The 17,722-nt window shown below is 66.1% G+C and carries 12 protein-coding genes; 5 read left to right on the top strand and 7 right to left on the bottom strand.

Features of this window, described 5'->3' with window-relative positions:
- Positions 1 to 29 precede the first annotated feature (29 nt).
- The 3 genes from IE243_RS03110 to IE243_RS03100 all read right to left on the bottom strand — a co-directional run bounded on the left by IE243_RS03110 (position 30) and on the right by IE243_RS03100 (position 2,569).
- Positions 30 to 1,034 carry an aliphatic sulfonate ABC transporter substrate-binding protein gene (locus IE243_RS03110; RefSeq protein ID WP_191317820.1) on the bottom strand — a complete coding sequence of 335 codons (1,005 nt, stop codon included), beginning with the start codon at positions 1,032 to 1,034 and terminating at the stop codon, positions 30 to 32.
- Between the two features lie 124 nt (positions 1,035 to 1,158).
- Positions 1,159 to 1,785 (bottom strand): hypothetical protein, encoded by a 627-nt coding sequence (locus IE243_RS03105; RefSeq protein ID WP_191317819.1) that lies wholly within the window; start codon positions 1,783 to 1,785, stop codon positions 1,159 to 1,161.
- Positions 1,786 to 1,957: 172 nt separating this feature from the next.
- Positions 1,958 to 2,569: a hypothetical protein gene (locus IE243_RS03100; RefSeq protein ID WP_191317818.1), complete on the bottom strand. Its 612-nt coding sequence runs from the start codon at positions 2,567 to 2,569 to the stop codon at positions 1,958 to 1,960.
- Between the two features lie 138 nt (positions 2,570 to 2,707).
- Between IE243_RS03100 and IE243_RS03095 the strand changes: the two genes are divergently transcribed.
- The 5 genes from IE243_RS03095 to IE243_RS03075 all read left to right on the top strand — a co-directional run bounded on the left by IE243_RS03095 (position 2,708) and on the right by IE243_RS03075 (position 10,263).
- Positions 2,708 to 3,967, top strand: coding sequence for an extensin family protein (locus tag IE243_RS03095; protein WP_191317817.1), 1,260 nt, complete (start codon positions 2,708 to 2,710; stop codon positions 3,965 to 3,967).
- 265 nt (positions 3,968 to 4,232) lie between these two features.
- Entirely contained in the window at positions 4,233 to 5,396 is a 1,164-nt protein-coding gene (locus tag IE243_RS03090) for an acyl-CoA dehydrogenase family protein (RefSeq protein WP_191317816.1), read from the top strand.
- A 313-nt stretch (positions 5,397 to 5,709) separates the two neighbouring features.
- Positions 5,710 to 7,338, top strand: coding sequence for a long-chain fatty acid--CoA ligase (locus IE243_RS03085; protein WP_191317815.1), 1,629 nt, complete (start codon positions 5,710 to 5,712; stop codon positions 7,336 to 7,338).
- Positions 7,339 to 7,440: 102 nt separating this feature from the next.
- Complete coding sequence (locus IE243_RS03080) at positions 7,441 to 8,667, top strand: acyl-CoA dehydrogenase family protein (RefSeq protein ID WP_191317814.1); 1,227 nt, start codon at positions 7,441 to 7,443, stop codon at positions 8,665 to 8,667.
- Positions 8,668 to 8,769: 102 nt separating this feature from the next.
- Complete coding sequence (locus IE243_RS03075; RefSeq protein ID WP_191317813.1) at positions 8,770 to 10,263, top strand: amidase; 1,494 nt, start codon at positions 8,770 to 8,772, stop codon at positions 10,261 to 10,263.
- A gap of 88 nt (positions 10,264 to 10,351) precedes the next feature.
- Here the strand turns inward: IE243_RS03075 and IE243_RS03070 are convergent, their stop codons facing one another.
- The 4 genes from IE243_RS03070 to IE243_RS03055 form a co-directional block, all read right to left on the bottom strand.
- A complete protein-coding gene (locus tag IE243_RS03070) occupies positions 10,352 to 12,370 on the bottom strand; it encodes a BCCT family transporter (protein ID WP_244642677.1) in 2,019 nt (672 codons plus the stop codon).
- Between the two features lie 565 nt (positions 12,371 to 12,935).
- Complete coding sequence (locus IE243_RS03065; RefSeq protein ID WP_191317811.1) at positions 12,936 to 14,171, bottom strand: acetyl-CoA C-acetyltransferase; 1,236 nt, start codon at positions 14,169 to 14,171, stop codon at positions 12,936 to 12,938.
- A 476-nt stretch (positions 14,172 to 14,647) separates the two neighbouring features.
- Positions 14,648 to 15,346 carry a glutathione S-transferase family protein gene (locus IE243_RS03060; protein ID WP_191317810.1) on the bottom strand — a complete coding sequence of 233 codons (699 nt, stop codon included), beginning with the start codon at positions 15,344 to 15,346 and terminating at the stop codon, positions 14,648 to 14,650.
- A 113-nt stretch (positions 15,347 to 15,459) separates the two neighbouring features.
- Complete coding sequence (locus tag IE243_RS03055) at positions 15,460 to 17,280, bottom strand: acyclic terpene utilization AtuA family protein (RefSeq protein ID WP_191317809.1); 1,821 nt, start codon at positions 17,278 to 17,280, stop codon at positions 15,460 to 15,462.
- Positions 17,281 to 17,722: the final 442 nt, after the last annotated feature.

The raw sequence follows: 17,722 nt of genomic DNA, 5'->3' as shown, positions 1-17,722 counted from the left end.
CCGCAGCGGGGCCAGGCCGTCGGTATTTGTTACCGGGCAGCAGGGAGATACTGGGGATCGATCAGCACGTCGAGCGTTTCCTTCACCTTCGCGCCGGCCGGCAACACGCCCGCGGCCAAAAGGGCGTCGCCGGCGGCCTGGATCGACTGGCGCTGCGGCTCGCCAATGACGCTGTGGGTCAGCTCGGTGCGCTGGTCGATCTGCCGGTCAACCACGGCCTTCGGCAATTTGGTGACGGCGATGAACTCTTCCTTCAGGCCATCGGGATTGGCCAACGCCCATTTGCGCGCCTCCTCATAGGCGGCGAGCACTTTCTTCACCACGTCGGGATGCTTTTTGGCGAAGTCCTCGCGGACGTTGAGGATGCCCCAGGTATTGGCTTCGGGCTTGCGATAGAACAGCTTCGCGCCCTCCTCCACCTCGGCGGCGGCCATCATCGGATCAAGGCCGGCCCAGGCGTCAACGTCGCCGCGCGACAGCGCGAGGCGGCCGTCGGCGTGCTGCAGCAGCACGAATTTGACGTCCTTGTCGGTGAGGCCGGCTTCGGCCAGGGCGCGCACCAGGAAGATGTGCGGATCGGTGCCGCGGGTGACGGCGACGCGCTTGCCCTTCAGGTCAGCGACCTTGCTGATGGGGCTGTCCTTACCGGCGACCAGGGCGGTCCATTCGGGGCGCGAATAGACGTAGATCGACTTGATGGGATTGCCGTTGATGCGGGCGACCAGCGCGGCCGAGCCGGCGGTGGAGCCAAAGTCGATGGAGCCGGCGTTGAGGAACTCCAGCGCCTTGTTGGAGCCGGCGGACTGGACCCAGCGCACCTTGATCCCGTCCTTCTCCAGCGCCTTCTCCAGCAGCCCCTGCTTCTTCAGCACCAGGCTCACCGGATTGTAGGTGGCGAAGTCGATGGCCACTTCCTTCAGGTCGCTGGCGACGGCGGCGGCGCCGGACAGCGCCAGAAACGCGGCGCCGGCGAAGAGCCCGCCAAGCGCGCGACGGTTGATGGCAAATCGGTTGAATGAACGGATGCTGGACATGGCGCCCCCCTGCGGCAATGGTTTCCGTGGAAACTACATGGCGTCACGGGAACGTCAATTGATTTCACGGCTATGAACGACGAAATTATATAATTAACATATATTTATGTGAATTATATCCGTCTCACAGCACCATCACCGCCTGGTAGGTCTCATTCACCACCGCCAGCGGCTTGCGACCAGCGTCCGTCTCACCGCTGACCACGGCAAACAGCCGGAACACCTCTGCAGGCGCCCCCTGTTGCGGGTTCGCCCAGAGCCGGTCGGCGTTCACAACCCTGCGCGTCGGCGACAATCTGCTCACCAGCCGGCCAAATGGCGTCTGGCTGGCGTCAAGGCCGGCGTTGACGCCGGACGACAGCCGGCCGGGCGTGAACCAGTTATCGGCGCGCGACAACACGCGCTCGCCGGAGGCCAACGCCACCTTGCGATAGCCCACGGTCTCGCCTTCCCGGATATCGAGCAGCGCAGCGATCTGCGCCGGAGCCGGGCGCATGTCCGCTTCCAGCTTGTGGGCGACGATCCGGTCGTCCCAGCCGCGTCGACGCGACCAGGCCGCCAGGGTTTCGGTTGCGCTGCCAGTCTCAAGCAGCGCCGCGACCAGCGCTTCATAGCGCGCCCAACTCTCCGTCGTCTGCGGCTCGCGGGCAAAAGCCGGGGTCGGAAACGGCCAAGCGCCGCCAATCGCCAGGCCGCCCGCCAGCAGACGGCCAAAAGCGCGGCGGGTGAGCATACCGGTCGTGACTGTCATGACGCCTCGCGTGAGGTTGCCCGGGCCCTGGATTCGCCAGTGCGAAATCCATTCACACCGGATTGGCGTTCGGCCCTGTCTCCTTGATCCGGCGCGTTTTCCACGCGACGTCCGCTTCCGTTCGCGAACGAGCGAGGTCAGCCACGCCGGAAAACGCCCGGGCCTGTCCAGATCAGAGCGCCAGCGTCGCCAGATAGGTCTCGTGCACCACGGCCAGCGGTGCCCGCGCGCCAGCGTACAGGCCAGTGACCACCGCCGACAGCCGGAACAGCTCCTGCGGCATGTCCTGGGATGATTTTTCCACGGGCAGCCACAGACGGGTGACGCCCAGCAACTCGCGGCGCGGCTCCAGCGGGGCGATCAGCGCGCCAAACGGCGTCAGGCCATCGCGAAGACCGGCGTTCACCAGCTCTGGCAGCCGGGCCGACGCGAACCAGTTGTCGGCGCGCGACAGCACCCGGGCGCCGCTGGTCAATTCAACCAGACGAAAGCCCGTGGGCGCGCCCGGCGTCACCCCAAGCAAACCGGCGACGTCATCTGGCGCCGGCCGGGTCGCCGTTTCCAGTTTGCGGGCCAGAATACGCTCGTCCCACCCCCGGGACCGCGCCCAGGCCGAAAGCGCGGCCGTGGCGCTGGACGCGGCGCGCAAGGCATCGAGCAGCGCCTCGCAGCGACGGGCGCGCAGCCGCATTCCATCCTCATCAACGGTCTGTGTGTGGATCGTCGCCCGGGTCACGTTTGCCCTGTCTTCACTGCTTCCCACGCCGCGAGGCGCAACCACCATATGAGGCGCGCCAAGGCGGCGGCGGTTCCAGCGCCTTTCAACCGGAAGCACCCGTCCCTGTCCAGAGCGGCGGCCGCCAACATGACCCAAGGTCATTAACAGGTGACCGCACGCCCCATTTAGGTTAATGGGCGCGTGATGACGGAATACGCCCCCGAGAGGTCCGCCGCCAGACGCAGATCGTCGCTGGCGTTCACCGTTGCAGCAACCGCCCTGGGTTTGGGGCTGGGTCTGGCGGCGCCTGGCGATGCCCGCGCCCAGTCGCCGGGCATATCCGGCATGACCGGTTCGCCATGGCCGGAAGCCCTGCAATCGCGCGACAGGCCAGCCGCTGCGCCACCGCCCGCCCCCACCGTTCCGCCTGCGCCTGCCCAGGCTCCTGCTCCTGCCCAGGCGCCTGCCCCTGTCCAGGCCCCCGCCTCCGCCCCTGCGCCGGAAACGGCCAAACCGGCCGCCGCGCCGCCGGCAGGCCCCCCCTCCCGCGATTTGCTGCGCGTCGCTCCATTGCCGCCTGAGCGCCCCGATTTTGGCGACGCCCAGCCTGCCCAGCCGCGACCCGGGGCGGAACAGCCGCCGCGCGAAACGCCCCTGATCCCACCGCCGGGCGCGCCATTGACGCCAGACGCCGCGACTGACGGCCTGCCCGCCGTCGCTCCATTGCCGCCGGTGCGGCCGCAATTTCCTCTCGACGCCGGCCCGGAACCACAACAGCAGCCACCGCAACAGCAGGTCGCGCCGCCACAGCAGCCCAGCGCCCCCTCGTGGTGGCCGTTCGGGCGCAAGAAGGATGAGGTCGAATCTCCGCTGGAAGAGGCGCCTGATGGCCGGCGCGTCATGCGCCGCACTGTCACCGACGCGGAGGTCAACGCCTGCGTCGATCGCCTGCGCAAGGCTGGCGCGGTGGTGGAGCGCATCGCACCGATCGCCAATGGCAGTTGCGGCGTGCGCAACGGCGTGCGCCTGACCGCCCTGCCCGGAGGCATTCCGCTATCGAAACCCGGCACCATGACCTGCGCCATGGCGGAGGCCACGGCGGACTGGCTGCGCGGCGTCGCCCAGCCAGCGGCGCGCCAGCGGCTGCAGGCCAACATCACCGCCGTCCTCATCGGCCCCACCTATGCCTGCCGCACCATGAACCACCAGCGCGGGGCCAAGCTGAGCGAACATGCTTACGCCAACGCTATCGACATCGCCGGCTTCGCCTTCGACCAGCGCAAGGACTTCATGGTCAGCCCCAGCCATACGACCTCCGGCGAAAACTTGTTCCAGGCCTTCATCCGCAAGAATGCCTGCCGGATTTTCGATACGGTGATCGGCCCTGGCGGCGACCGCTTCCACAACGACCACCTGCATCTGGACCTGCGCAATCGCGGCTCCGGCCGGCAGGTCTGCCGGTAAGCCTCCGGACAATCGCCATCGATCGGATGACGCCGCCGGCGCCCGTCGCAGGCGGGCGCTGACGTCACGCGCGGGGGCTTCCCAGCGCGCTGAAGGCGATTATAATGCGCGCCAAGTACCGAAGCGTACCAAACACAATCAAAGCAGTACCGCCACACCGCACACCAGAGGCGCGCCAGTTTTCCGGCGCCGCGCCCCGCGCGCGCTGACCCCAGGCATGTTGGACGGCAGGCAGGCAGCGCCCGCAAGGCGGCCCGGAGGAAGCATGATCTATACCGAGCAGCACAAGGAGCTGATGCGCTCCGTCACGAAATTCTGCCAGACCGAGATCAATCCGCACATCGAGGAATGGGAAGCGGCCGGCGCGTTTCCAGCGCACGAGCTGTTCAGGAAAATGGGCCAGCAGGGCTTGCTCGGCATCAACAAGCCGGTCGAGTTCGGCGGCCTTGGCCTCGACTACACCTATGAGCTGGCGTTCTGCGAAGCCATCGGTTCGATTCGCGGCGGCTCCATCGGCATGGCCATCGGCGTGCAGACCGACATGGCCACCCCCGCCCTCGCCAAGCATGGCTCTGACGAATTGCGGGCGGAATTTCTCGCCCCGTCGATCGCTGGCGATTATGTGGCCTGCCTCGGCGTTTCCGAGGTGGGCGCCGGCTCTGACGTGGCCTCGCTGAAAACCACCGCCCGCAAGGATGGCGACGATTACGTCATCAACGGCGGCAAGATGTGGACCACCAACGGCACGCAGGCCGACTGGATGTGCCTGCTGGCCAACACGTCGGAGGGGCAGGTTCACCGCAACAAGTCACTGATCTGCGTGCCGATGAAGACCAAAGGCGTCGAAGTCGCCCGCAAGCTCGACAAGATGGGCATGCGCGCCTCCGACACGGCGCAGATCTTTTTCGACGAGGTGCGGGTGCCGCAGCGCTATCGCATCGGCGAGGAAGGCAAGGGCTTCATCTACCAGATGGAGCAGTTCCAGATCGAGCGGCTCTGGGGCGCCGCCGGCGGCCTCGTCGCCATGGAAACCGCCATCAACGACACCATCGACTACACCCGCAGCCGCATGGTGTTCGGCAAGCCGCTGCTCGACAACCAGATCATCCACTTCAAGATGGCCGAACTGCAGGCCAAGGTCGAGGCGCTGCGCTCGCTCTGCTACCGGGCGGCGCAGAATTACATCGAGGGCGAGGACGTCACCATGCTGGCCTCCATGGCCAAGCTGATCGGCGGCCGCCTCGTGCGCGAGGTCTCCGACGGCTGCCTGCAATATTGGGGCGGCATGGGCTTCATGAATGAGAGCGACATCACCCGCATGTATCGCGACAGCCGCCTCACCTCGATCGGCGGCGGGGCCGATGAGGTGATGCTGCAGATCATCTCCAAATATATGAACATCCTGCCGGGATCGAAGAAAGAAAAGTAAAGATGTTTACACGCCCGGAGCGCCAGTCGTTCCGGGCGTTTTTATCGCGCATATTTTTACATACCCGACCAATGGAGCAGTTGCCTCCCAAGGATGCTCCACATTAGCCTGAAATCTGGCGCGGACCGTCCGCTTTTCCTGTGCGTCTGGCGCGCGCCAGAGACCTGAAAACCAGGATCTGGACACAAGGGCCTCGATACAAGGACCTCGAAACAAGGACCTCGAAACAAGGACCTGGACAGGTCGACATCAGCAGCGCGGCAGACGCTGCAGGCCATCCACTTCGCTGGAAATGCTCTCAAGGGGAAAATGCATGCGTGGGCTCATGATGGACATGCCATTGCAGCTGTCCAATTTCATCGAATACGCCGGCCTGCAACATGGCGAGGCGGAGGTGGTCGCCCGTGAGATCGAGGGAGACCTGTTCCGCTACAACTATGCCGAGGCGCGGCGGCGCATCCGGCGCATGGGCCTGGCGCTGCGCCGGCTGGGCGCGAGGGAAGGCTCGGTGATCGGCACGCTCGCCTGGAACACCCACCGGCATTTCGAGATGTTTTACGCCGCGCCCGGCATTGGCGCGGTGCTGCACACGGTCAATCCGCGCCTGTTCGCCGAGCAGATTATCTACATCATCAATCACGCCGAGGACGAGTATCTGTTCATCGACGCCCTGACGCTGCCGATCATCGAGGAGATCGCGCCGCGCCTGACCACGGTCAAGGGCTTCGTCATCATGGCGACCGAAGAGCGGATGCCGCAGACCAGCCTGCCAAACGTCCATTGTTACGAGACGCTGCTGGCGGCGGAGGACGACGCCGGATTCGCCTGGCCGGAGTTCCCGGAAACCAATGCGGCGACGATCTGCTACACCTCCGGCACCACCGGCAACCCCAAGGGCGTGGTCTACTCGCACCGGGCGCTCGCGCTGCAGACCCTGATGGGGGCGAATTTCCTTTACATGCCGGATTTTCACCCCGGCCGACGCCAGGTGATCATGCCGATGGCGCCGATGTTCCACGGCAACGCCTGGAACATGCCGTTCATGGCCCCCTTCACCGGCTCGAAGCTGGTGCTGCCTGGTCGCAACTACGAGCCGGACAAGCTGTATGAGCTGTTCGAGGGCGAAGGCGTCACCCTGTCGGCCGGCGTGCCGAGCTTCTGGCTGATCCTGCTCGACTGGCTGGGCCGCAACGGCAAGAAGTTCTCCACCCTGAAGCGCACGCTCTCCAGCGGCACGGCGCCGGCCCGCGCCATGGTGGAGTTGCTGGAGCGTGATTACGGCGTCGCCTACGTGCAGGCCTGGGGCATGACCGAAGCGCTGATGGCCTCGATGCCCATGCAAAAATTCCGCGACCGCGACGCGACCTTCGAGGAGATCATCGACGACCGGATGAAATCCGGCCGGGTGGTCTGCGGGGTCAAGGCCCGCATCGTTGACGACGAAGGCGCGGAACTGCCGCGCGACGGCAAGGCGGTCGGGCATCTGGGCGTGCGCGCGCCATGGATAGCCAGCGCCTATCACAAGGGCATCGAGGCGCAGGACGCCGACGGTTATCTGATGACCGGCGACATGGCGATGATTGATCCGGACGGTTACATCACCCTCACCGACCGCTCCAAGGACGTCATCAAATCCGGCGGCGAATGGATCAGCTCGATCCAGATCGAGGACGCCGCCCTGAGCCATCCGGCGGTGCTGCAGGCGGCGGTGATCGCCATTCCGCATCCCAAATGGCAGGAACGGCCGCTGCTGCTGATCACGCCGCGCCAGGGCATGGAGGTTTCGGGCCAGGACATCCTCGATCACATCGCGCCGAAGATCGCCAAATGGTGGATGCCGGACGCCGTGGAATTCCTGGAGAGCTTCCCGATGACCGGCACCGGCAAGGTGCACAAGCTGACCCTGCGCCAGCAGTTCAAGGACTACAAGGCCTCGACCTGAAGGCTTTTGCCGGCGGCGCGGCGAGGCCAGCCGCCGGCACTCCTCTCAATTCATGTCTGTCCAGGGCTCACGTTGCGCCTGGCCACATTCCGGGGTTAGCCAATGTTCGAGCACAGTGAAAAGGCGCGCGATCTCATCGCCCGGCTCAGCGCCTTCATGGATCGCCACGTCTATCCGGCTGAACATCTCTACGACGAGCAGGTGGAGAATGGCTTCCATAACCGGCGGCCGCCCATCGTCGCCGAACTGAAGGCGCTGGCGAAAGCGGAAGGGCTGTGGAACCTGTTCCTGCCTGGCGATCACGGCGCCGGCCTCAGCAATCTCGACTATGCGCCGCTGGCGGAAATCATGGGCCGGATCTCGTGGGCGTCGGAGGTGTTCAATTGTTCCGCCCCCGACACCGGCAACATGGAGGTGTTGGCGCTGTACGGCTCGCCGGAACAGCAGAAGCAGTGGCTGGAGCCGCTGCTCGCTGGCGAGATCCGCTCCGCCTTCTCGATGACCGAGCCGGAGGTCGCCTCCTCCGACGCCACCAATATCCGCTGCAGCATTGTCCGCGACGGTGACGAATACGTTATCAACGGCCGCAAATGGTTCACGTCCGGGGCCATGAGCGAAGACTGCAAGTTGCTGATCGTCATGGGCAAGACTGACCCTGACAACCCCAACAAGCATGTCCAGCAGTCGATGATCCTCGTGCCGCGCGATACGCCTGGCGTCCGCATCGTCCGCGACATGAAGGTGTTCGGCTATGACCACGCGCCGGTGGGCCACCCGGAGATCGTCTACGAAAACGTGCGCGTGCCGGCGGCGAACATGCTGCTGGGCGAAGGTCGCGGTTTCGAGATCGCCCAGGGACGGCTGGGACCAGGCCGCATCCACCATTGCATGCGGCTGGTCGGCTGCGCCCAGCGGGCGCTTGAACTGATGTGCCAGCGCGCCGAACGGCGGGTGGCGTTCGGCAAGCCGCTCGGCGAACAGGGCTCGGTGCGCGAGGACATCGCCAACTCCTGGGTGGAGATCGAGCAGGCGCGGCTGCTGACGCTGCGGGCGGCGCACAAGATGGATACGGAAGGCAACAAGGCGGCCCGCGACCTGATCGCCGCCGCCAAGGTGGCCACGCCGCGCATGGCCGCGGCGGTGATCGACCGGGCCATTCAGGTGCACGGCGGCGCCGGCGTCTCGCAGGACACCTTCCTGGCCGACGCTTACGCCTACGCCCGCTTCATGCGCATCGGCGACGGCCCGGACCAGGTGCATCTGGCCCAGCTTGGCCGTGGCCTGCTGAAACGCTACGGCGCTAAAAAAAGCCGCAACACAGGTCCGTGAAAACGCTTGGCGCCGGACGTATTCGCGATCAGGCTCGCCAGCCAGAGCGACGGCGAATGAAAGCGGCGACAGCTTTCACCGGGTGCTCCCGGAGGATACGCCATGACCGGAACGGCCGCGCAACGGGCGGGCGAACAGTTCGCCGGCGCCATTGCCAGGGATGAGATCACCGGGTGGGACGCCTGGTCGACGGCGGCGGCGATCCGCAGCCGCGCCGTCTCCTGCGTCGCGGTCATGGAGGCCTGCCTCGACCGCATCGACCGGTTCAATCCGCTGGTCAACGCCATCGTCTCTTCGCGACCGCACGAGACGCTGCTTGATGAGGCGCGCGCCGCCGACGCGGAGCTGGCGGTCGGTCATCTGCGCGGACCGCTGCACGGGCTGCCATGGGCGGTGAAGGATCTGGCGCTGACGGCCGGCATCGTCACCAGCTTCGGCTCGCCGCTGTTCGCGGATTTCACGCCGGAGGAAGACGGCCTCGCCGTCGCCCGTCTGCGCGCCGCAGGCGCGATCTTCATCGGCAAGACCAATGTGCCGGAATTCGGTCTCGGCTCGCAGACTTACAATCCGGTACATGGCGTCACCGGCAACGCCTATGATCCGGCGTTGACCTGCGGCGGCTCCAGCGGCGGCGCGGCCGTGGCGGTGGCGCTGGGCATGATCCCGGCGGCGGATGGCAGCGACATGATGGGATCGCTGCGCAATCCGGCGGCGTTCAACAATATCTATGGGCTGCGCCCGTCCTTCGGCCGGGTGCCGCTGGCGCCGGCGGAGGACGTGTTCTTCGCCCAACTGGCGGTTGAGGGGCCAATGGCGCGCAGCGTGCGCGATCTGGCGCTGCTGCTGTCGGTGCAGGCCGGGCCGCATCCGGGCGCGCCGCTGGCCATTCGCGCCCCCGGCGACACGGTGCTGCCGGAGCGCAACGCCAGCCTGGCCGGCAAGCGCATCGCCTGGGTCGGTGATTTCGGCGGCTATCTGGCCATGGAGCCGGGGGTGCTGGCGCTGTGCGAGGCGACCCTGCAGGAGTTCGCCGCGCTCGGCTGCGCGGTGATCCCGATCGACATCGGCTTCGACCTGGCGCGGCTGTGGCGGGCCTGGCTGCACCTGCGCCATGTCTGGGCCGGAGCGCGGCATCTGGAGATCTGGCGCGATCCGGCGCGGCGGGATCTGCTGAAGCCGGAATTGCAGTGGGAAATCGAACAGGGCCTCGCCGTCACCGGCTACGACATCCACGCCGCCAGCGTCGTGCGCTCACAATGGCACGCGTATTTGCAGGGCCTGTTCGCCAGCTACGACGTCATCGCCGCGCCGGCGGTGCAGGTGTTCCCGTTCGACAAGAACCTGACATGGCCGCGCGAGGTCGGCGGGCGCGCCATGGACACCTACCACCGCTGGATGGAGTCAACGAGCATCTGGACCATGTCTGGCCTGCCCTGCATGTCGGTTCCCGCCGGCTTCGACCCGGCTGGACGGCCGACCGGCCTGCAACTGATCGGCCCGGACCATGGCGAGAAACTGCTGCTGGAGTTCGCCGCCGCGCATGAGGCGGCGGTCAATCGCGTCGCCGGACGCCGCCCGCCCATGACGGGCGGCTGATTGTCCATTGCCGCCGATGACGGACGGCTGATGTCCATTGTCGAACTCCAGCCCTGGCTGATCGCAGCCTGCCCTGCCTGCTGTCCGGTCACTCCTTCGCCGCGGCCGGATGCTCGCCGGCGGAGGCAGGCTCCGGCGGCGCGTGCTCGGGCGCCCTGACCACCAGGGCGGCTTCCGGCATCTGCGTGACCGTCTGCCAGTCCTCATACCGGCTGAGCACATCGAAAATGATCTGCTCCCGCGTCAGCCCCATGATGTCGTAGCCGCGCGAACCGTCGCTGAAGAAGGTCCGCGCCTCGTGGCGCACGTCGGCGTCACGGGTGTCGAGCATGGTGACGCCCGGCAGGCGATGCTCGGCCACATGCACGCCATAGATGAAGTCGCGCACGCCTTCGGCCGCGGCCACAAGGGATACGCCGCCCCCCTCGCCGCGCTCCACGCGCGCCGGCCGGCCGCGCCCGCTCAGCGCCGCGGCGACGCTCTCCAGGGCTGGCGTCGCCTGGCTGTCGATGAAAGCGATAATGTCGCCGGCGTCTGGCGTGTTGACGATCAGCGACAGGCGCCGCTGCCAGGGGACGGTGGCGGCCGGCGTGGGCGCCAGGGCGCCGCGGGCGTTGGCCTGAACGAGATCGGCGCGCATGCCGCGAAACAGGCCCCAGACCAGCACCAGCATGATGACGCAGAATGGCAGCGCCGTCGCCACGGTGGCGGCCTGCAGGGCGGCGAGCCCGCCAGTGAGCAGCAACACCGCCGCCACGCCGCCCTCAAGCGCGCACCAGAACACCCGCTGCAGCCACGGCGTGCGGGTTTCGCCGCCTGAGGCCAGCGTATCGACCACCAGCGAGCCGGAATCAGCCGAGGTGACGAAGAAGATCGCCACGAGGATCACCGCCACGGTCGAGGTGACCGCCGGCCACGGCAAATAGGTGAAAAACTGGAACAGGGCGACCGACAGATCCGACTGCACGGCGGTGGACAGCGCGCCGTGCGCCGCCGTCTGGTCAACAAACATCGCCGTGTTGCCGAATACGGTCATCCAGAAGAAGGTGAAGGCGGTGGGAGCCAGCAGCACGCCGACGACGAATTCGCGCACCGTGCGGCCACGCGAGATGCGGGCGATGAACATGCCGACGAACGGCGACCAGGAAATCCACCACGCCCAGTAGAACAGGGTCCATTTGTCGATCCAGGGCTTGGGATCATAGGCGTAGATATTGAAGGTGCGCAGCAACACCGTATCCAGCCAGGCGCCGATGTTCTGGACGAAATCACGCAGCAGCAGTTCCGTCGGCCCGACGGCCAGCACGAACAGCATCACCAGGATGGCGACCAGCAGGTTCAGTTCACTGAGACGCCGCACGCCCTTCTCGACGCCGCTGACGACGGACAGGGTGGCGACAGCGGTGACGGCGACGACGAGGATCAGGTTGAGGCGGGTCGAGGCTTCAATGCCGGTGAGATAATGCAGGCCGGCGCTCATCTGCATCACGCCGAAGCCGAGGGACGCGGCGATGCCGAACACCGTGCCGCAGATGGCGAAGATGTCGACCGCATGGCCGAGGCCGCCATTGATGCGGTTCTTCAGCAGCGGATAAAGCCCGGAGCGGATGGTCAATGGCAGGTTGTAGCGAAAGCCAAAATAGGCCAGCGACAGCCCAACGATGGCATAAATGGCCCAGGCGTGAATGCCCCAGTGAAAGAAGGTGATGCTCATGGCGGCGCGGCGCGCGGCTGGCCCACCCGGGGCGACATCGGGCGGCGCGGCGGCGTGCATCAGCGGCTCGCCAACGGCGAAATACATCAGGCCGATGCCCATGCCGGCGGCGAACAGCATCGCCAGCCAGGAAAGATAAGGAAAATCCGGCTCCGCGTCGTCGGGACCCAGTTTGAGGTCGCCAGTGCGGCCGGTCGCAAGAATGATGGCGGCCCCGACGAATATGGCGACGGATAACAGATAGAACCAGCCGAACCGCGACAGGACCCACGCCTGCATCGCGCTGAACGCCGTTTCCGCCTGGCCGGGCAGCAGCGCCCCAATAAGCAGGAAGACAACGATGATCGCCACCGCGCCGAAAAACACGGGCGGCCTCACAACAAAACCTGACAAAACGCCTCCAGTTCTGCAAAACGCCGCCCTGACTGCAAAGGGGCGGCATGCGTTGGGGCATCGGCGGGCGACGCGTGAGCGCGCGCCGGGCATTGCCATAACCACGGGTGGAGACGTCGCAACCTGGTTGCTCACCCTTCCCGGCGGGGCAGCGTCAGGCGGCCCCGCGCTTCAATCGCCACTATTGACCGATGCGATAGATATCCATGAGCGGCCATTTTAGCGGACCTGGTCAATCATGGCAAAATTCCGGCGGCGCGGCGCAATCAGGAACCGGGAGCCCGCCAGCGCAACCATGAGCCAACTGTCAGAAAATTCTATCTATATTATATTGATTTAACGCGATTTCTTTACGCGACGCCGCAACTTTCTGGCTGGAAGCCTCTCTGGCTCCGGTTGCCCGGGCATCGCCGGCCACGTCCGTTCGCTCGCCGCGCCCTCCTGCTCCCAGCCTTCCGGGAGCGGGACGCGCACAAAGAAAAACGCCCGGGCGATGTCGCCCGGGCGTCGATCAGTCTGATCCCCGGGGGAGCTTCCCCCGGTTCAACACATCGCCGCGCGATGATTACATGCGCTCGATGATGATGGCCGGAGCCATGCCGCCGGCGGCGCACAGGGTGGCCAGGCCGGTGTTCAGGTCGCGACGCTCCATTTCGTCGAGCAGGGCGCCGACGATGATCGCGCCGGTGGCGCCGATCGGGTGGCCGAGAGCGATGGCGCCGCCGTTGACGTTCACCTTCGAGTTGTCGATGCCCATCTCGCGCATGAACTTCAGCGGCACGACCGCGAAGGCTTCATTGATCTCGATGAGGTCGATGTCGTTGATGTTCATGCCAGCCTTGGCCAGCGCCTTGCGGGCAGCCGGGGCGGGAGCGTTCAGCATCAGCTCCGGCGAGTCGCCAGCGGTGGCGACAGCGCGGATCTTCGCACGCGGCTTCAGGCCGTGAGCGCGGGCGTATTCCGGCGAAGCCAGCAGCACGGCGCCAGCGCCGTCGACGACGCCCGACGAGTTGCCGGCGTGGTGGACGTGGTTGATCTTGACGCCCGGATAGTTGCGCTCAACGAGCTGACGGAAGGTCAGGCCGTCTTCGTTCAGCGGCGCGTCATACATCACCTCGAAAGCGGGCTTGAGCTGGCTCAGGCCTTCCATGGTGGTCTGCGGACGCGGGAACTCCTCACGGTCGAGCGCCAGCGAACCGTCGTCCTTGTAGACCGGGATGACGCTCTTGCTGAAGTGGCCGTTGCGGATGGCGTAGTCGGCGCGCTTCTGGCTCTCAAGGGCCAGATTGTCGACGTCTTCGCGGCTGAAGCCTTCCAGCGTGGCGATCAGGTCGCCGCAAATGCCCTGGTGGGGCTGCGGGTGGATCGAACGCAGGTGCATGTTGCCGGAATCGATGATGCCGTCGGTGGGGCGCTTCAGGGTCGAGCCATAGGACATCGACTCAACGCCGCCGGCCAGGACGAGGTCCTGGGCGCCGGACATGATGCCCATGGCGGCCAGGTTCACGGCGGTCATGCCCGAGCCGCAGAAACGGTCCAGCGAGAAGCCGGTGGCGGCGTTGTCGAAACCGGCGTCGAGGGCGGCCATGCGGGCGATGCACGAGCCCTGCTTGCCGAACTGGGTGCCGCAGCCGGCGATGACGTCGTCGAGTTCGGCGGTGTTCAGGCTGTTGCGCTCGGCCAGCGCCTTCAGCACCGTCGAGAGAATGCGCTGCGGGTGCACGTCCGAAAGCGCGCCCTTGCCAAACTTGCCGACGCCGCGCGGCGTGCGGGCCGCGTCAATAATCCATGCTTCAGACATGTCGATCCCTTCCGCTATATGAAGAAACGCGCATCCAGAAGGACATCAACGTTTCGCCAACGCTTTGACGAGGCGCCGGTCTGGTCCGCGAGGCGCGCCTGGGGCGCGCTCCGCCGGATCCGGCGTCTAACGGTCGATTGATAGGTTGCCGTTGGCGGCATCTATTGCAAGAACGACAGCCGTTATCAACCGTTCATGTGCATAACAGAACGGACTTCATGACAGGGGTCAGACGAAACCCCAATGCGTCTGACTCATGGGGTTTTGCTGAAGCCCGGGCGGCGCAAGGCATTTCCTGCAGAACAGGCGCCATGCTGATTTGAGCCTTGCGGGTCGCGGATGCGTCATCATCTTCGCGTCCCGCCTGGCGTCAGACGGTGGTGCATTCACCCTGCCCGCGCGCCCTCGAGACGTTCGGGCGGCCTGTTCTCCCACCCGTGCGCCTGCGGAGCGCTCACCCGGCCATGGCGCCGTTTTCAGGCCTTCGCCTGTTTCGCCGGCACTTCCATGCTGGGCGGATTGAAGACGTTCTGCTCCTGGGCCGCCTTCTCCTGCGACGCAAGGGCGCGGCGGAAACCGTCGCGGCCCTGCAGGCGCTTCCAGTAGTCGCGCACCGGATCGGTGAACAGGTGGTCGAGTTGCAGCCGCTCGGCCAGCATCAGCGCGTAGCCGACGCAGACGTCGGCGGCGGTGAAGCGGCCGGCGCACCAGAATTCGTTCTCCGACACAACGGCGGTGACGCCGCGCAGACGGCCGCCAAACCATTTGGCGTAATCTTCCGCCGCCTTGCCGAGGCCAGCGTTTGGCTCCTGCAAGGTGTAGCGCAGAAAGACGGTCTGCGGGAACGTCAGGGTCGCTTCGGAAAAATGCAGCGCATTGAGGAAGGCGCCATAGGCTGGCTCATCCACGCCGACGTTCAGCGGCGTCGGGCCGTATTTCGTGACCAGATACTGGGAGATGGCCGAGGATTCGGTCATTTTCGTCTCGCCGTCCTGGAAGAACGGAATGGTGCCGAGCGGGTTGATCCCCAGGTAGTCCTTCTGGAAGACGCGCGGCGGAAACGGCAGCATTTTCAGCTCATAGGACAGACCCATTTCCTCGAGGGTCCACAGGGGCCTGAACGAGCGCGCGCTCATGCAGTGCCAGAGCGTCAGGGTGTTCTGTGGCGTCGCCATGGGCGTTCTCCCGGTCATTGTATTTTGTGAGACCGCCCCGGAAAGCTCCGGGGCGTCTGCTCGCTGGCCATTTTGCCGGCGCGATCCATTCCTGCAAGCGCGTTTGCGCGACCTCAGGCGGCGATCTCCGCCGGCGGGAACTTTTCCGTCACCGCCCGCACGCTGGCGGCAATCTCCGGCGTCACCGGCACCGGATAGTCAAGGATCATCTGGGCGTAGGCCTTGGCCTGCGGATCGTTGCGCAGTGAGGCAATGCCGCCGCCGCCCAGCACGTCATGCAGCAGGAAGTTGAGCGAATGGGTTCCGGGCAGTTCGAAGCGCTCCACCGAACCCTTCAGGAAGTGGCCGAAGAAGGCGCCGACCCGATCCGCCGTCAGCGCGGCGCGGATATAGGGCAGGTATTCCGGCTTGCGGGCGATAACACCGATATTGGCCTTGTTGCCCTTGTCGCCGCTGCGCCCCCAGGCCAGGGCGATCAGCGGGACCACCGGCGCGCCAGCGGCGGACGCCGCCTCCGGTCCGGACGGGTCCAGCCCCAGCGACGCCGGATCGAAACCGCCGCGCAGCGCCTCAGGCGCCGGAACCGCCTGGCCCGCCACCTCCACGCCGGTGGTCACCGACGCCTTGTCGATCATGCAGGAGAACAGGCGCACCACCGGCATCACCTTGGGCCGGTTGCCGCCCATGCCGGTGATCCCCGGGGACATCGAGGTGCCGGACGAGGTCAGCTCGCGCACCAGAATTTCCAGAGCCTTCGGGCTTTCGTGTTTGGCGGCGAGCTTGAGGATGACCTCGCGGGCGGCGCGGGCGCGCGAGTGCGGGCCGTAAGCCGCCTCGGCCCCGATCACTTCAACGCTGGTTTCCGTGAACGGCGGCAGGTTCATCGCCCGGAACATGCCCTCGGCGCGCCGCACCACGGAATCGGCCACTTTTTCGGCCTTGCGGGCGGCGTCGAGGCCGCCGATGGTCAAATACATGCCGACGCGGAAACCATCCTGCCAGGTGGCGGACACCTTGTAATAATTGGTCGGCGGCAGGCCTTTGGCGTTGGAGACGCGCACCTGGTCCCCGCCAATCTGGTCGATTTTCACCTGGGTGAAATCACAGGTGACGTCAGGGAGCAGATAGGCGCGCGGGTCGCCGATCTCATACAACATCTGCTCGGTGACGGTGGCTTCCGAAACCAGGCCGCCGGTGCCTTCCGGCTTGGAGACGACAAAGGAGCCGTCTTCAACCACCTCAACGATCGGGTAACCGATATTGGACCAGTCGCCGGTGTCTTCCCAGTCGGTGTGCAGACCACCGGTGGCCTGGGCGCCGCATTCGACGATATGGCCGGCCAGCGATCCGCCGGAAAGCTTGTCGAGATCCTGCTGGGTCCAGCCAAAGGCGTGGATGCAGGCGCCAAGCGTCACCGCGCTGTCGACGCCGCGCCCGGTGATGACGATGTCGGCGCCGGCGGCCAGGGCCGCGGCGACCGGGAAGGCGCCGAGATAGGCGTTCATGCTCCACAGCTTCGGCGGCATCGGCTCGCCAGAGAACATCTCGCGGGTATCCGAGAATTCGGCGGCGCGGTCCAGCAGGTCATCCCCGGTGACGACGCCGACCTTCAGGTCATGGCCGGCCTCGGCGATCTTCGCCTCCAGCGCCCGGGCGCAGGCGATCGGGTTCACGCCGCCGGCGTTGGCGATTACCTTGATCTTCTTCTGCGACAGCGTCGGCAGTTCACGGGCGATGGCGCCGACAAAGTCGTGGGCGTAGCCCATGTTCGGGTCCTTGGCCCGGGCGCGGGCCATGATCGACATGGTGATCTCGGCCAGATAGTCGAACACCAGATAGTCCAGGTCGCCGCCGCGCAGCAATTGCGGCGTGGAGATGCTGGTGTCGCCCCAGAAACCGGAGGCGCCGCCAATCCTGATCGTTTTACCGGACATCGTCCCTGCTCCCTTGACCTTCCATCAGACTGTCGGCCTGACCTGTCTTCCGCTGAAGCTCAGGCCAGATCACGCCGACTGTCCAGAGTTAATCCGCCCTGCCGACGCCAGAGCCAATGTAATAACGGATCCGGCTCCCGGCCCCGGGCCGCGAAAAAGGGTTGGCGGTTGGGCCAGCAACCAGAACCGGAAAACGTGGACGCCCGGGGACGCCCCGGGCGCGGCGGAGGTGGACTGCCCCGCCCGCGCTCACCACTGGCGAGCAACGGACGCCCCACCGTCCAACGCACGCCGCAGCCGGGCGATCCGGCCATCCACATGCTTCCGCGGCGCCCGCGCGGCCGCCGGCGGAAGTCCCCGGACCAGATCGCGAAGATGCTGACGCACCCGCGATCCGCAAAACTCATGCGAGCGTAAGCAGGCCCTGTGAGGTCATGCCTTG

It is taken from the genome of Camelimonas fluminis, assembly GCF_014656355.1.
Lineage (GTDB): Bacteria > Pseudomonadota > Alphaproteobacteria > Rhizobiales > Beijerinckiaceae > Camelimonas > Camelimonas fluminis.
The sequence above is the reverse complement of the archived record's forward strand: the minus strand, read 5'-3'. Positions and strand labels throughout refer to the sequence as shown.

Coding starts and splice junctions, on each gene's coding strand:
- IE243_RS03110 (WP_191317820.1), bottom strand. CDS start 1,034: ATGTCCAGCATCCGTTCATTCAACCGATTTGCCATCAACCGTCGCGCG.
- IE243_RS03105 (WP_191317819.1), bottom strand. CDS start 1,785: ATGACAGTCACGACCGGTATGCTCACCCGCCGCGCTTTTGGCCGTCTG.
- IE243_RS03100 (WP_191317818.1), bottom strand. CDS start 2,569: ATGGTGGTTGCGCCTCGCGGCGTGGGAAGCAGTGAAGACAGGGCAAAC.
- IE243_RS03095 (WP_191317817.1), top strand. CDS start 2,708: ATGACGGAATACGCCCCCGAGAGGTCCGCCGCCAGACGCAGATCGTCG.
- IE243_RS03090 (WP_191317816.1), top strand. CDS start 4,233: ATGATCTATACCGAGCAGCACAAGGAGCTGATGCGCTCCGTCACGAAA.
- IE243_RS03085 (WP_191317815.1), top strand. CDS start 5,710: ATGCGTGGGCTCATGATGGACATGCCATTGCAGCTGTCCAATTTCATC.
- IE243_RS03080 (WP_191317814.1), top strand. CDS start 7,441: ATGTTCGAGCACAGTGAAAAGGCGCGCGATCTCATCGCCCGGCTCAGC.
- IE243_RS03075 (WP_191317813.1), top strand. CDS start 8,770: ATGACCGGAACGGCCGCGCAACGGGCGGGCGAACAGTTCGCCGGCGCC.
- IE243_RS03065 (WP_191317811.1), bottom strand. CDS start 14,171: ATGTCTGAAGCATGGATTATTGACGCGGCCCGCACGCCGCGCGGCGTC.
- IE243_RS03060 (WP_191317810.1), bottom strand. CDS start 15,346: ATGGCGACGCCACAGAACACCCTGACGCTCTGGCACTGCATGAGCGCG.
- IE243_RS03055 (WP_191317809.1), bottom strand. CDS start 17,280: ATGTCCGGTAAAACGATCAGGATTGGCGGCGCCTCCGGTTTCTGGGGC.